Origin of the sequence: Treponema sp. OMZ 906 (assembly GCF_024181185.1) — a bacterium.
Lineage (GTDB): Bacteria > Spirochaetota > Spirochaetia > Treponematales > Treponemataceae > Treponema.
In genome coordinates, this window is record NZ_CP051196.1 from 470,899 (window position 1) to 486,310 (window position 15,412).

A 15,412-nucleotide genomic window follows, 5' to 3' on the forward strand; every position below is an offset into this window, starting at 1 on the left:
CCGTCTTAAATATTTCCGATACGGTTGCCCTGATTTTCATCCTCAACACGCCAGTAGCCGTTTTTATCGGCGCCGACACGGGTGATACGGCCTGCTTTTTTTAACTCTGCAAGTTTGCGGCTTATCGTTATCCGCGATTTGCCTGTTTTTTTTGCAAGTTCTTTGTAGGAAATGGCAGGATTTTCTTTAATACAGGGTAAAATCATATTTACAGTATCATTTACAGTATCATTTACAGTATCATCCTGTTTATTTTCTTGTATCGTTTGCATAATGATTTCAAGCATAAAGTCTATAAAAATCCCGGAGTCGTTTGCGGCCGTACTGTGTTCCAATGCTCTGTAATAGGCCGCCTGATTTTTTAAAATCATATTTTCTATTGGCAGATGTATAAACAATGGATTCCATTCTGCAAGAATACGTGAATGCCAGAGCCGCCCCATTCTGCCGTTACCGTCTTCAAAGGGATGAATAAATTCAAACTCGTAATGAAATACACTGCTTTTAATAAGCGGATGAGCGTCCGTATCTTTGAGCCATTGAAATAAATCATCCATCAAAAAGGGTACCCGATCGGCAGGAGGAGCAATATGACTGATGCCGTCTTTTCCCGCAATACAGACACCGCCGTACCTAAAATGTCCCGGATGATCCACAAGACCAAACGTCATCAGTTTATGTGCTGCAAGCAAATCCTCTTTTTTATAGGGATTAAAGGACAGGCACTGCTCATACGCTTGAATTGCATTTCTGACCTCTTGCACCTCTTTTACCGGTGCGATGATATGTTTTCCTTCAATGAGAGCCGTAACCTGTTCTTCCGTTAGTGTGTTCCCTTCGATCGCAAGCGAACCTTGTATCGTTTTCATCCTATTGATTTTCCGCAAGCGTACGCTATCGGACTGTTCAAATCTGATCTTCAACCGCTCCATTGCGGCAGCTATCTGAGAAATAAGATTGATCGCTTTTGAGGTAATTTTAAACGGTGGTTCGTATGGCATTTGTATGTATTATACCGGATTTTTGACAATTTCTCTACCTTGTTTTTAGCGATGCCCAATCGCAACTCTTTCAAAAAAAGGATATACTGACTGTTGAAAAAGGAGCACAGTCATAGGAGGCTGAATAATGACGGCACAGTGGGCGGCAGTCTGTATAAAATTGTTACAAGGGGCTATTTACGAAAATGAGGAACCTGAGGCATGGAAGCTCTTGCAGCAATACCGGCGTGAAATTGCCGCATATTTTGACCAAATCGGTATCAGCCTCTTTATTGAGCCGGCCGACGGCTGCGCATTTTAGGCTTTCTTAAAAACTTGAGCGAAAAAGACCTCAGCAAAACAGGTGATGCAGATATTGACCCTGCGTATGAAGTCCGCAAAATAATACGGGCAAAAGTCAGTGTCGATTTTTTAGCGGAATTCAAAGAGCGGCTGCAAAAGCTTTAGAAACCGGCTAAACCAATATTTCCCGGCAGCCGGGCGAATTCTAAGAAAGATTGGCTATTTCAAATATTCGGGCGATTATCCCAAAATCGATATAATTTTATGGAGGTAAACAATGATGATTTATGATTATTCGGTGCAGGATGCACAAGGAAACGATGTTTCACTCAGCAAATATAAGTGCAAAGTTCTGCTGATTGTAAATACGGCAACAGCCTGCGGATTTACGCCGCAGTACAAAGAGCTGGAAGAAATCTACGAAAAATACCACGATAGCGGTTTTGAGATAATCGATGTGCCGTGCAATCAATTCGGTGAGCAGGCTCCCGGCACGGATGCGGAAATTCACACATTTTGTACACTGCATTACAACACGAAGTTTCCACAAATGAAAAAATCGGATGTAAACGGAGAACACGCGCTGCCGCTTTTTACTTATTTAAAATCACAAAAAAAATTTGAGGGGTTCGGCGCAGGAAAAATGGCGGAGACGTTGAGAGATTTTATTCAAAAGATCGACAGCGATTATAAAAATACCCCCGACATCAAATGGAATTTTACTAAATTCGTTATTGCCCGGGACGGCACTGTCGTTGCCCGCTTTGAACCGCCCGCCCCTATGTCCGATGTTGCAGCATGTGTTGCGGGGTGTGTGGAGAATTTAGAGGGGAAGTAGGGAAATTCAAAAAAAGGAGTGACTGGCATCTACCTCGATTTCGATACGCCGGACAGAAAGCGCAATATTAAAATGGAAAAAAATAACCGTTGTGCCCGTTTGTATAAATCTGTGAAGCAGCGGTGTAGGTGCGTCGGTTCCTTAATATACCGTAACGATATAATAATTGCCGTTGAATATCAATAGCTTGCTATTAAAGTTCTTCATAGTAATTTCGCCATAGATAAGCTGAGTTTTTTAAATTGTTGCAGAACTATACGGATATATTTATGATTTTACCAGTTTGTACAAACGTTTGGTAACGGCAATTAAATTGATGGATATACGTTGATGCCCCCTGAATTCCCGATTATACGACTTTTTGGGGGTATCATCGATAATCCGCTAGAAGGTGCGATGCAGCCGCTCTCTTTTATACGGTAACTATCGGTGAGGGGAAGATAACCTGCCTCATGCTGTCCCGTTATACCCTGTGCGCACCATCTCCTGCCTCACAGGCAAAAAAGGAAGCTGTCAGCCCTGTCTTTTCGGTATAGGCGTTGCCGATACGGGCGGTAAATTCCGCAATGGCATCTTTTTGCACTAAGGCAATAGCACAACCGCCGAATCCCGCACCGGTCATCCGCGCGCCTAAGCAACATGGTTCGGCATTAGCGGCATCGGCAAGCGTATCAAGTTCAAGACCGGTTACTTCATAGTCGCGCCGCAGCGAGTCGTGGGACGCCTTGAGCAGCGCCCCGAGTTTCTGCAAGTTACCGGCTTTTAGCGCCGTGACCGCTGCAAGAACCCGCTCATTTTCCGTAATGCAATGCCGCACCCGTTTAAAGATACGCTCATCGGCTATCGCTTCGGCAACCATACCCAAATCGGCGGAAGACAAATCGCAGAGATTATAAATAGGCTTAATTTTCTGTAAAAGAGCAAGTCCTTCCATACATTCGGCGCAGCGTTCATTGTACTTTGAGTCTACCAGCGCACGCTGCTTATTGGTATTCATTACGACAATGCGGTAATCACCGAGTACGAGTGGTACATATTCATACTCAAGCGTCGCCGTGTCGAGCAGCATCGCGCATTCTTTTTTACCCATTGCAATACTGAACTGATCCATAATTCCGCACTGCATATTCATAAAGACATGCTCGGACTCCTGCCCCATCTTGGCAAGTTCTACCGGATCAACCTTAAAGCCGAACAATTCGTCGACCGCTCGTCCGAAGCCAACTTCCAGCGCAGCCGATGAAGAAATACCGCCGCCCGCAGGCAACTTGCTAAAAAACAGTACCTCAAAACCGCTTGTCAGTTTGTATCCGCCTTTTTGCAGCATCGCGAGCATACCGTTCAAATAGTTCGCATACTGATTTTCTCTCCGATAGCAAAAAGTTTCCGTAGAGGAAAATTCAAGTGCACCTGGAAACCGTATATCATCATAGATAATCTTTGTGTCAGGGCGCTTGCGCAAAAGCACATAGAGATACCGGTTAATCGCCGCAGGGAACACCTTCCCGCCGTTATAGTCGATATGCTCCCCGATAATATTGATACGGGCAGGGGAGGCAATCATCATGATTTCTTCCGTACCTGCTCCATACCGCTCGATAAAGGCCTTGGTCAATTCCGCCTTCATCTTATCTTCCGGCAAATCGGTTAAAAACTGTATAAATTCGTGCTGTGTCATAGTGCCCCTCCCTTTAGGATTATCACAGCAGACTGTTTTTTAACAACCCCGCAGAATAATGAGGTTGCTTAACCAGAATTGAACCTGCGGTTCAAATGGTTGCTCAACCTCATTATTCTGCGATTCTGATTTATCTGTCTGCTGTGATAATCCTTCTGCTAAATAAAATAAACTGTGTGAAATTTTTGACAAAATTTCACACAAAAGGTAAGCAACCGTTTGAAATATTTTTGGTACGGTTGCCTTATTCTGTTGTCCAACGGTTACTCTTATTTTCGGCATTAGTGGGCTGGTGTTTTATAACCAGCACTTACAATACCGATGAAAGATCGGCGACGACGGTGTCGATCCGTCTGTTGCTGATATGGGTGACAGTAAAGGTTATCCGGTTGCAAGTGAGCCTCTCATTAGTATGCGGCAGATAGCCCCATTTTTCAAGTAGGAAACCGCCGAGCGTGTCATAATAATCGGAGTGAAAATCGGTGTGCAGCAATTCGTTGCAATCTTCCAGTCGCAGAGCGCCGGGAAGGATAAGCTGCGACGTATTGATAAAGCGGACCGAACGCATCGGGTCGTTCCGCGCCTTGCCATACTCATCCTGCACCGTACTGAACACTGCGGCAATGATATCATCCATCGTAATGAGTCCCGCCACACCGCCGTGTTCATCGATGACGATTGCAATATTTTGCATATTGGTATTCATCGCTCTGATAATCGAAAGGATGGAAGCGCTTTCGGGTACAAAAATTGCAGGGCGCTGCAAAGCCGCAATTCCGGGCTTCCTCCGCTCCTGCACGGCAAACAGCAGTGTCTTATAATGGATAATACCGGTAACGGTCTTTGTTTTGGGATCGTAGACAGGCAGGCGAGAAAAACGGCTGCGACGGAACTGTTCGATAATCTGCGAGAAAGTCGCGGCGGAATTAACGTAAGTAATCGCCGTACGCGGCGTCATAATATTGCGGAGTTTTACGTCCTGCAGCAAAACGGCTTTGCGCAGCAATGCTTCTTCTCCGGCAGCAAGGGCGCCGTCTTCTTGCCCGATATGCACGAGCAGTTGGAGATCTTTTTCTTTAAGCGTATCCGGCGTTGTTTTTGAGCGGGCATTACACAGCCTGAGTACCACTTTTGTCAGCAGCGAGAATACCGCCACAATGGGACGGAGTACGGTGTAGCAGACATACAACGGCAGCGAGGCTTTTTTACCGATTGATTCCGCCCGTTCGGCTGCCAGCGCTTTAGGGAAAATTTCGGCAAGGATGATGATCAGCACGGTAATAACCGCAGTTGCTGCAGGGACGGCCTGCGCACCGAACACATTGAGGGTAAAAGCAGTGATGAGTCCCGAATTGAGCGTATTGACAAAATTGGTACCGATAAGCGCGGTTGTAACAATTTTGTCCTTCATCTCCACCAGCCGAGCCAACCGTTGAGCATTCCTGCGGGAACTTTTTTTAAGACTGCGATATTCCGGACGCGTAATAGCCGTTACCGCGGTTTCGGTGCCGGAAAAAAAGGCTGCACAGGCGAGCAAGATAATTATTTCAACACTGATAATAATGAGATTCATTCTTCCACCTGCATCCGCACTTCAACTTGCTCAATGCGGTTTGCTTCAACCTTTGTTACGGTAAAAAGATACGGTTCAATACTGATCGAATAACCGGCTGCCGGAATTTCTCCGGCCTTCTCCATAATGTAGCCGCCGATGGTGTCGCTGTACTGCGATTCAAGGTTGAGGTTCAGCTTTTCGTTTAAGTCGGCAAGCCGGGTAATGCCTGCGATGGTGAAGGCTTCCTGTTCTTCAGCTCCATTACGAGCGGTTCCTGTATTATCGCTGCCTATACCATCAGCTCCTGTCCGTACCGGTGCGCTTGGTGATGCACTTGTCGGCATGGAGTTTGATGCGATCTCCGCAGGTGTTATACCGAATTCATTTGCTGCCGATGTTGCGTCGGCTTCGGTTGCTGCTATAGCCGCTGCCTGTCCTGATTTACTTACCGTCGATAGAGCTGGTGATGTGTTATCGGGTACGGCCTGTGTCGTTTCTGCCGTATCAACGTGTATGCTTGCATCCGCCATAGCGGTGTGAGTGTCCACGTCTGCCTGTACATCATACTCATCAAAAATATTGCCGAATATTTCTTCGCTGACATCCTCAACGGTTATCAGCCCTGCAGTGCCGCCGTACTCGTCAAGTACAATCGCCATTGTCTGCTGCTCGGTATGGAATTTTTTTTCCACTTGAGCGAGCTTCGTTGTTTCAAACACAAAGAGCGGTTTACGCAGATAGGTGCTTACCTGAAAGGTGTCGCTTTCGTCCAAGTATTCAGGAGAAAAAAGGAAGTCTTTAATATAGAAGAAACCTTGTATATCATCGATATTCGTGCTGTATACAGGGAAGCGTGAAAATCGAGATTTTTTTGATAGCTCAATGATTTCTGCTGCGGCTGCTCCAATATGAATTGCTGCAATGTCACGCCGCGGCGTCATTACGCTGCGGACGGAAAAATCGCCGTAGCGGAGAATATTCGTCAGCACGGTGCGTTCATCGCTGCCGATAAAGCCGCCCTCCTCCCGTGCCTGAAAAAACTCGCGTAAATCTGCCTCGGTAACGGCTGCTGTGTTTTGTGCTTCACGGATACCGCAAAGCCGCAGCAGAACACCGGTAACTGCGGAAAAAAGCGTAACAATCGGCGAAAGAATTGCCATCAATAATAGGATGAAGTGGGCAAAGGCAAGACTCAAAGCATCGGGGTACACCAACGCAATTGACTTAGGTAAAATTTCGCCGAAGATCAATAGCAGTACCGTACCGGCAGCGACCGCAATACCCAGTCCGGAATCTCCGAATATCCGCAGCGCAGCAGCAGTCAGCACTACGGAAATAGCGATGTTGACAATACTGTTTCCTATTAAAATCGTCGATAAAAATTTTTGTTTGTTTTGCAGAATTTTTTCCGCCCGTGCCGCTGCACGGTTATTCCGTTCGCGCAAAAAACGCAGCTTGAGCTTATTCAAAGACAAGAACGCTGTCTCCGCCGATGAAAAAAACATCGACAGCAAAAACAGCGCCAATAAACTGACGAGAAGTAATAGCGTATGCGGGGGTTCTCCAGTATCCATATTCGATAGACTATATTAGAAGGAATTTTTAAAAATGTCAATTTTCTTATTAAGAGTGCTTCCTGCTTGACAAAATATGATACGGCATATACCTTTTTATTAGGAATATCATTCTTAAAGGAGGAAGATATGAGAAAAGAATTCCGCATTACGGCGTTGATAGTAGGTATCCTTTCTATTATTGCGGGTATCTATATGTTCGTCAGCCCGATTACCAGCTTGGCGTCGCTTTCATTTTTTTTAGCAGTGGTCATGTTTATAAACGGTGTGTATGAAATTATCCATTATTTTGCAGACAGAGAAGATCATATCTTGATTGTTTTGCTGAACGGTATCCTCACCATTCTGCTTTCAATTCTCGTATTCTCCAGTCCTTTGTTCACAGCTGCAACCTTTATTCCGTATCTATTTGCTTTTTGGATATTGTTCAGCGGCATTACGCGGCTTGCCATCAGTTTTAAAATTCGCTACATAACCAGAAGAGGCGGCTTTTACTTACTGTTAGTCGGCATATTGGGCATTATCTGTGGCATCGTCATGCTAATGCATCCGCTCTTTACCAGCCTGTTCGTCGCGTACATGATCGGCTTCGACTTTATTTATCACGGTATTATCAGTATTGTTTTATTCTTTAGAGGACGGTAAACGATTAGAAGATACTCATCAACTGATGCATGATACTGTGCATTAGTTGATGATAAGTTTTTTTATCATGCGATAGCCCGATTCTGTGGAGATTTTCAAAAAAAGCCTAATACCTTTGCCATCACCTGTTTGCGAGCTTGTCATTTATTGGGTATTTCTTGTATATTCCGTATATATTTCATATATGGTATAATTCCACCGCGAGTGAGGTAAACTATGAGTCGTCATTTAAAAAGAACAGTCTCCATTTTTTTCTGCATCGTAGTAATACTCCCTTATCTCATCATTTTTACCGCTTGCCGCGATACACGGGAAGCAATCCTTTACCTCTATAATTGGACATACTACACCCCCGATTCCGTTATCCAAGCTTTTGAAAAAAAATACAATGTCAAAGTTGTCTACGATGATTTCGCTTCAAACGAAGATATGTTTGCCAAACTCATGGCCGGTTCAAAAGGTTACGATCTGGTAGTTCCATCGGCAGACTATGTTTCAATCATGATCAAACTTAACATGCTTGAACCTATCGATGTATCAAAAATCCCGAATATTCGCTATCTGCGTCCGGAGATCCTCACTCGAATCGACTACGATCCAAAAATGGAATTTTCAGTGCCGTATTATATGGGAGCCGCTGGTATTGCAGTAAATACCAAAGAAGTGCCCGATTATGAGCGCAGCTGGAATATCTTTGAGCGGAGTGATTTAAAAAACAGAATGACAATGATGGATGATATGCGGGAAGTGCTCGGTGCTGCACTAGGTTTTTTAGGTTACCAGCCGAACAGTACGGATCCCAGCGAACTGGAGCAGGCATATCGGTTGATCCAAAATGATTGGAAACCGAATCTCGTAAAGTTTGATGCGGACGGTTTTGCAAAGTCTTTCGCATCGGGAGACTTTTTGGCAGTGCAAGGATACGCGGAATCGATTTTTGCGGAGTTGCAAGAAGATCAAACACAGGATGTCGATTTTTTTATTCCGCAAGGCGTTCATTCAGCCCTGTATATCGACAGCTTCTGTATTCCCGAAGGGGCTCCTCATCCGGAACTTGCACATGCCTTTATCAACTTTGTGCTTGAACCTACCGTTTATGCCGAGTTCTTAGATACATTCGGCTTTCCAGCTTCTATCCATACGGAGGCAGGGTACTACCAAAAGAAACGACCTCACTACGCACTCGACGATCTTAAAGATTGCATTCTCAAACAAGACCTCGGTGCAAACTTAGAACTGTATAACAGCTTTTGGCAGCGGATCCGTTTTACGCCATAGGATAAGCCGCCGTTCTCCAAAAAATTTTATTGCCGTTTTTCCATTTTGTGCGTAAATTTATTATATGAATATAGACAAATACACAGTGAAAGCACGTGAGGCGTTGCAGGATGCAGCCTCACTTGCCGAACAGGACAATCACAGTCAGATTGAGCCGGTTCACCTCTTATACAAACTCTTGGATCAAGAGGAGGGGATTGTACCGCCGCTCATTGAGAAGATCGGTGCATCAACGGATCAAATCCTCGATGCGCTCGATTCTATTTTGGATAAAAAACCGCGGGTAACCGGAGACTCTGCACAGGTCTATATGTCGCCGGTTTTAACAAAGCTCTGCGCTCAGGCGGAAAAGCTCGCCGCTTCGTTGAAGGACGAGTATGTTTCCACGGAGCATCTTCTCCTTGCGCTTACTAAAAGCGATGACGAGGTAGGCGAACTGCTCCGCTCGCACGGTATTACCTACGATGCGGCGTTGAGAGCCTTAAAGGATGTGCGGGGAAATCAGCGGGTTACGAGCGAGGATCCCGAAGCGACGTTTAACAGTCTGGAAAAATACTGCCGCGATTTAACCGAACTTGCCCGGGAAGAAAAAATCGACCCCGTTATCGGCCGCGATGAAGAAATCCGGCGGGTGATGCAGGTACTTTCGCGCCGCACTAAAAACAACCCCGTATTGATCGGTGAGCCGGGTGTCGGTAAAACCGCTATTGTCGAGGGGCTTGCCCGCCGGATTGTGTCCGGAGACGTGCCGGACAGCCTGCGCGGGAAAAAGCTCTTGTCGCTTGACCTCGGTGCCTTGGTTGCCGGAGCGAAGTTCCGCGGCGAATTTGAGGAGCGCCTCAAAGCGGTTATCTCCGAGGTGCAAAAAGCCGAGGGCAGCATCATCCTCTTTATTGATGAGCTGCATACCCTTGTCGGCGCCGGTGCGAGCGAAGGGGCGATGGATGCTTCCAACCTCTTAAAGCCTGCATTGGCGCGCGGTGAGCTGCGGGCGATCGGCGCTACTACCTTGGATGAGTACCGCAAGTATATTGAAAAGGACAGCGCCCTTGAGCGCCGCTTCCAGCAAGTATACTGCCCCGAACCGAATGTAGAGGACACCATTGCCATTCTGCGCGGCTTGCAGGAAAAGTACGAGGTACACCATGGTGTGCGCATTAAGGATGAGGCGCTCATCGCAGCAGCGGTACTTTCCAACCGCTATATCACCAACCGCTTTTTGCCTGATAAGGCAATCGACCTCGTGGATGAGGCCGCCAGTAGGCTCAAAATGGAAATTGAAAGCCAGCCGGTTGAGCTTGATCAAGTGGAGCGCAAAATCCTCCAGATGAACATCGAGAAGGTGTCGCTTTCAAAAGAAACGGACGCTGCTTCAAAAGAGCGGTTGGAAAAGCTGGAGCAGGAGCTATCCGACTTAACCGAAAAACGGAATGTGATGCAGGCGCAGTGGCAAAACGAAAAGACCCGCATCAACGAGTCGCGGAAGTATAAGGAAGAGCTTGAACAGCTGCGCCGCGAAGAGACGCAGTTTACGCGCGACGGCAATTTGAATAAGGCTGCCGAGCTAAAATACGGACGCATACCGGAACTGGAAAAAAAGATTGCTGCCGTTACCGCAGAGCTTGCAAAAAAAGCAGGCAGCAGCGGACAGCTTCTCCGCGAAGAGGTTTCCGAAGAGGATATTGCTAAGATTGTTTCGATGTGGACAGGGATTCCTGTTGCAAAGATGCTGGCGAGCGAGCAGCAGAAGTACCTCGATCTGGAATCAGTATTGCAGAAGCGGGTTGTCGGACAAGATCAGGCAGTACAGGCGGTTGCCGATGCCATCAGACGGAACAGGGCAGGACTTTCCGACCCCAACCGACCGCTCGGCAGCTTCCTCTGTATCGGGCCTACCGGTGTGGGTAAAACCGAACTGGCGCGCACCCTTGCAGACTTCCTCTTTAACGATGACCGGGCGCTTACCCGTATCGACATGAGCGAATACATGGAAAAGCATTCGGTGAGCCGCTTAATCGGAGCGCCGCCCGGCTACGTGGGCTATGACGAAGGCGGACAGCTGACTGAAGCAGTCCGCCGCCGTCCGTACAGCGTGGTGCTCTTTGATGAAATCGAAAAAGCGCATCCCGATGTGTTCAACGTTTTCTTGCAGATACTGGATGACGGGCGGCTGACGGACGGACAAGGCAGGGTAATAGACTTCCGCAACACGATTATCATTATGACGAGTAACCTCGGCTCGGAGCTGATTCTATCGGCAGATACTCCGGAAGCAATGACTGCGCAGATTAAAGACCTGCTCAAACAGCATTTCCGCCCTGAGTTTTTAAACCGTATCGACGAGCTTTTAACCTTTAGACGGCTCGGCAAGGAGCAAATCCGCAAGATCGTCGACATCCAGCTGCAGGCTGTTTCCGCACGGCTTGAAGCACGCCGCCTGCATTTGACTGTAACGGATGCTGCAAAGGACTTCCTCGCCGATATCGGCTACGATCCCTTGTACGGTGCGCGTCCTTTAAAGCGGGCTATCCAAACCGAACTTGAAAACAAGCTGGCAAAAGAGTTGCTTTCAGGTGCTTTCGTCGGCAAGACCGACATTACGGTGGATGCCGGAAAGGGCGGCTTGACGTTCAAGGTGTAAAATCGTTAATAGGTAAAACCTAACAGCTCCCTTAGATTTAGATACGATGTTTAAAATTAAGCCATTATTGTAAAGACTTAATTTTAAACTCGCGGGGATGTCCCGAAAGTAACCGATTTTCGAGACATCCCCATTGCCCTGTCTTTTCTTCTCCACATATTGCCTTTTTCCGATAGAGATTTAGAAAGGTTCTCTCCGCTTACTTCAACTTCCCTTACCGATTCACTCATTCTACTTTCTGCATATCACTTTAATGTTGCACGGTGTTTCATCAAGCATCCGTTTGCATTCAAACATATCTTCAACCTGATGCGCTTTCAGTTCGGCAAAGAATGATGCCAATAGCTCGTAATCGGTGCTGTTGAGCACAAAAAGAGGTTTTTCGTCGGGATCGGTCTTTTCATCAAGGTATACTTCCAACTCCGTGAGTAAATCGTTGAAGGTAACGGCAAGCTGAATATGCACGGCATCTATACCGGTAGACAGTACCAGTTGCTATTGGCACTGTAAGTTTATCGTAAGATATACAAGATATGTAGCGATTGAACTATAATAAAACTCTTTAAAAGTAAAATCAATACAATATAAATTCTTAAAAAACCATTTCACTTCTCGTAGATATTGCGTTCCTAATGTAGCGGCATAATCCAATGAGTCTGAAAACTTACTTTTTATTGTTCCATTAATATTTTTATCATTTGTGTAAATGATATTCCAGATATCTCCTATTGCTTTAAGAGGATTTTCTAACAAATTACATTTTTCAGCATACATATACAGGTGACGTGTTAAAAAATCCAATTGATATTCTAATATCAATAGTTCAGCCTGACTATTTTTCTTTTCTTCTTTTAAGCTCAAAATAAAATCTTTTGCATCTATAAATGCCTCAAGCAAGTTTGAAGGATATGTGTCATCAAGAATATTTGAAAGAGAATACATATCAACATAATGGCGAGCGGTATTTCTTTCTGCAGCATAAAGTGTATGGCAAAAAAAGTTGTTTTTATTTGTTTCTCTATAATTTTCATAACACTGTATAGCATATGCGTTCTTCCTTCTTTTCCTTTTTTCATAACGATATTTTTTATCTGTATCGCTAAAAAACCTACAAGTAAATTTCCTTAAAAACATACATGATCTATCTCCCACTGATACACAAGGTACTGGTATCTGTACATAATTATCAACTTCAAATCCGCAATCAATTTCCTTAAGTGTTTTTTGATTGTTTTTTAGTGTCATAATTTCTGCTTCAGCAGCATCATCAGAAGTGAACATCATGTTTTTTTTAGGTTGGCAATAAAGATTTTTGCGTTCTTTAAGTTCACCTGCAAAATCCATTACGTTTAGTAATTTATCAATTTGTTTTTCTTCAATTTGTGAAAAATTAGATAATAATACTTTTAAAAGCTCGGTTTTTAATTCAATATTTTCAAAATTAAAAATGTTAATGGGTTGATTGGTAACAGTATTATTTATCTTATAATCTTTTAATAGAAGATTAAACAATTCCACCCATTTTTGGGGATCTGTCCATGTCGTATTCATCCTCCTATTCTTTTTTCTTTCATCAGAATTCTCTCCATATTCTCTATTCCACGACTCATCTATAAACGGCTCGTAAAATTTCTCCATTAATTCTCCGTGTTGGAAAAAATAGTGTGTTAATGCTTCTTCTGTTACGTAAGGAGATACTGGTAATTGCTTGCCTAAGTCCCAAAGAAAAAAATAAAACATCATACAAAAAATTGAATATCTTTCGCCTTCAATTTCCTTTTGTATTTTTTCTGAATTTACCCTATCTTCCTCAGATTGGTTTTTAAAATGTTCGTAACGTGCATCTGTAATTTTTTGATTTCCATAATTATTTGCCATTTCAGTAAATGAGAAATGAGCTGCTTTTTGCTTTTTTAAGTTTTGAAAAAATAAAAATTCATCCTGTAATGCATTATGTCTTACTGTAATAACGATATTTTTAAAACTATCTCTACTTAGATATTTTATTGCCCTATATAGACAATAAACAATTGCAGGTTTTGCTTCAAAATAACCTAATTCTGTTTTTGGCGTTTCGCCTAAAAACACCCAAAATAAGTCATTAAAAATATCAGTTACAAATAATTCTATTTCCTTTTTTTTCTTATTTTTTGCGTAATCAGTAAATATTAGTTGCATTAGATTATGTATTGCACGCCTTGAAGAACGAGGTTTATCAGTAAAATACATTCTTGGATAAGATTGCTTATTTATTTCCGGCTTAATAATAAAATCAAGAAGACACCAATCGTAAACTTCTTGAATTGTTAGTTCTGAAAAAAGTGGAAGTGTCTCTATGATAATACCAACAAATTTATCACTTTGGGGAAGATAAAATTCTGCATAAAGCTTACTTTTATCATTTAGTCCGTATTTTGGACCTTGAGTGTAATCGGGACCCAAAGGAATCGGAGTTCCACCTGTAGTCATAAAACATGTTGAAGGAAAATCCCATGTTTCATCTTTGTTAGTATTCAAGCTATCTAAATAGACTTTTTTAAGGATAGCGGTATTTATTTGTTTCCAATAAGCATTTTCATTCAAAATACAATTTTTTGAGGCAAACATACAATAAGAAATAAAAGATAAAACCTTTTCATCAAGGACATTAAAAGTTTGTTTAATAAACTTGAGTAAGGTTGCATTTTCTTTTATTTCGGTAATATCTATATTATTTTTCTTAGCCTCTTTCACAATAAAAGAGGCTAATTCTTCTTGCTCTGTTATCTTTTCTTGACTCAGGTTATGGATATTAAAAGCTTCATACATGCTCCAATTAAGCATATATTCTAATATTGTTATCTCACTTTCAGTTTTTTTTATCTTTTCAAAATATGTATTAGCAGGTATTTTCATATATTCTGTATAATCACTTCCATCCGGTTGACCATAATCATATATGTTTTCCATAATAGTCGCTGACATTTCTTTTAATAAATCATTCATTTTACTTCTCCTCATATTTCATATTTTTACGCAATATATCGTGCTTGATATTTTGCAGTATCTACTTCAATGTATGACAAAGCTTGTTCCACCGTCATACCCTCATCCGCAAGCGAAGGACTCTTTTTACCGGTTTTGTTGTCGATAAACCGGCACTCGCTGTCCAGAATGTAGTAGGCATTCGTCATTGCTTCATTATCCTCTGCAACGATATTCTCACCGAAAGAGCCGGTGGTTTTGTGCCGCAGTACAAAGGAATTAAAATCGGCTTTAGTAATCAGCAGATCTTCATAATCATTTTTAAGCTGTGTATTCGGCTTCAACACTTGGAAGAGCTTTATTCTGTCAGGCTGTACGGCTTCGTAAAAGTGGGTAAAATCCTCATGCACATTCAACTTACTGACCACCGTATTTATCTTTAACCGAATACCGTGTGATTTAATTGAAGCGCACAGCTGTTCGTACTCAGTTCTTGTGATAACATGACCCTTACAGCATCTGCCGATTACAGCATTCGTTCTTTTGTCTAAAGAATCGACACTGATACCGATGCACGATAATAGCGGATAGATAGCTTCAAATTGCTGCGCATTATGGATGAGATTAAAACCGTTTGTTACGATTGAGCAGTCGAACCCTGCGTGATAAGCATCACGGACAAGCGGGATGAGTAATGGAGATACGGTCGGCTCTCCGCCGACAAAGTTAATCCTTTGAAAGGATCCTGTAAGCTTTTTAAGCACAACCATATAATCTTTCCGCGTTAACGAAAGACTATTGTGCATAAAACAATACCGGCACTTAAAATTGCACACTGCAGTAAAGTGCCAATTAACAGTGAGACAATGAGTCGTTTGCATCTTTGACCTCCAAAAACATTGCATAACACTACTAACATTGTCTTTGAAATCAAAAATGTATTTTTACTATAGTGA

The 15,412-nt window shown here is 43.4% G+C and carries 13 protein-coding genes; 6 read left to right on the forward strand and 7 right to left on the reverse strand.

Going from position 1 to position 15,412, the window contains the following annotated elements; all coding sequences use genetic code 11:
* Positions 1-5 precede the first annotated feature (5 nt).
* Positions 6-1,001, reverse strand: a complete 996-nt coding sequence (locus tag E4N69_RS01975; protein WP_253824322.1) for a Fic family protein — start codon at positions 999-1,001, stop codon at positions 6-8.
* Between the two features lie 127 nt (positions 1,002-1,128).
* On the opposite strand from E4N69_RS01975, the gene E4N69_RS01980 reads away from it, so the two are divergent.
* The 3 genes from E4N69_RS01980 (at position 1,129) to E4N69_RS01985 (ending at position 2,121) form a co-directional block, all read left to right on the forward strand.
* Positions 1,129-1,302, forward strand: a complete 174-nt coding sequence (locus E4N69_RS01980) for a DUF4194 domain-containing protein (protein WP_253714989.1) — start codon at positions 1,129-1,131, stop codon at positions 1,300-1,302.
* Positions 1,303-1,316: 14 nt separating this feature from the next.
* Positions 1,317-1,448 carry a hypothetical protein gene (locus E4N69_RS12665; RefSeq protein WP_256478595.1) on the forward strand — a complete coding sequence of 44 codons (132 nt, stop codon included), beginning with the start codon at positions 1,317-1,319 and terminating at the stop codon, positions 1,446-1,448.
* 112 nt (positions 1,449-1,560) lie between these two features.
* Positions 1,561-2,121, forward strand: coding sequence for a glutathione peroxidase (locus E4N69_RS01985; RefSeq protein ID WP_253824323.1), 561 nt, complete (start codon positions 1,561-1,563; stop codon positions 2,119-2,121).
* 463 nt (positions 2,122-2,584) lie between these two features.
* Here the strand turns inward: E4N69_RS01985 and E4N69_RS01990 are convergent, their stop codons facing one another.
* The 3 genes from E4N69_RS01990 to E4N69_RS02000 form a co-directional block, all read right to left on the reverse strand.
* Positions 2,585-3,799: a galactokinase gene (locus tag E4N69_RS01990; RefSeq protein WP_253824324.1), complete on the reverse strand. Its 1,215-nt coding sequence runs from the start codon at positions 3,797-3,799 to the stop codon at positions 2,585-2,587.
* A gap of 310 nt (positions 3,800-4,109) precedes the next feature.
* Positions 4,110-5,372, reverse strand: coding sequence for a hemolysin family protein (locus E4N69_RS01995; RefSeq protein ID WP_253824325.1), 1,263 nt, complete (start codon positions 5,370-5,372; stop codon positions 4,110-4,112).
* Complete coding sequence (locus E4N69_RS02000; RefSeq protein WP_253824326.1) at positions 5,369-6,928, reverse strand: hemolysin family protein; 1,560 nt, start codon at positions 6,926-6,928, stop codon at positions 5,369-5,371. The genes E4N69_RS01995 and E4N69_RS02000 overlap by 4 nt, the downstream gene beginning before the upstream one ends.
* 129 nt (positions 6,929-7,057) lie before the next feature.
* Here E4N69_RS02000 and E4N69_RS02005 point away from each other — a divergent pair, with 129 nt between their 5' ends.
* The 3 genes from E4N69_RS02005 to clpB all read left to right on the forward strand — a co-directional run bounded on the left by E4N69_RS02005 (position 7,058) and on the right by clpB (position 11,492).
* On the forward strand, positions 7,058-7,573 hold the full coding sequence (locus tag E4N69_RS02005; RefSeq protein WP_253824327.1) for an HdeD family acid-resistance protein: 516 nt from the start codon (positions 7,058-7,060) through the stop codon (positions 7,571-7,573).
* 216 nt (positions 7,574-7,789) lie between these two features.
* Positions 7,790-8,851, forward strand: a complete 1,062-nt coding sequence (locus E4N69_RS02010) for an extracellular solute-binding protein (protein ID WP_162662271.1) — start codon at positions 7,790-7,792, stop codon at positions 8,849-8,851.
* Positions 8,852-8,915: 64 nt separating this feature from the next.
* The gene (gene clpB / locus E4N69_RS02015) at positions 8,916-11,492 is read left to right on the forward strand and encodes an ATP-dependent chaperone ClpB (protein ID WP_253824328.1); all 2,577 of its coding nucleotides are present in this window, start codon (positions 8,916-8,918) and stop codon (positions 11,490-11,492) included.
* A 231-nt stretch (positions 11,493-11,723) separates the two neighbouring features.
* On the opposite strand, the gene E4N69_RS02020 is transcribed toward clpB, so the two are convergent.
* Genes E4N69_RS02020 through E4N69_RS02030 form a run of 3 tightly spaced genes read right to left on the reverse strand, consistent with a single transcriptional unit; the run spans position 11,724 to position 15,337 of the window.
* Positions 11,724-11,957 (reverse strand): hypothetical protein, encoded by a 234-nt coding sequence (locus tag E4N69_RS02020; protein ID WP_253824329.1) that lies wholly within the window; start codon positions 11,955-11,957, stop codon positions 11,724-11,726.
* A 30-nt stretch (positions 11,958-11,987) separates the two neighbouring features.
* Positions 11,988-14,477 carry a hypothetical protein gene (locus E4N69_RS02025; RefSeq protein ID WP_253824330.1) on the reverse strand — a complete coding sequence of 830 codons (2,490 nt, stop codon included), beginning with the start codon at positions 14,475-14,477 and terminating at the stop codon, positions 11,988-11,990.
* A 26-nt stretch (positions 14,478-14,503) separates the two neighbouring features.
* Positions 14,504-15,337 (reverse strand): viperin family antiviral radical SAM protein, encoded by an 834-nt coding sequence (locus E4N69_RS02030; protein WP_253824331.1) that lies wholly within the window; start codon positions 15,335-15,337, stop codon positions 14,504-14,506.
* Positions 15,338-15,412: the final 75 nt, after the last annotated feature.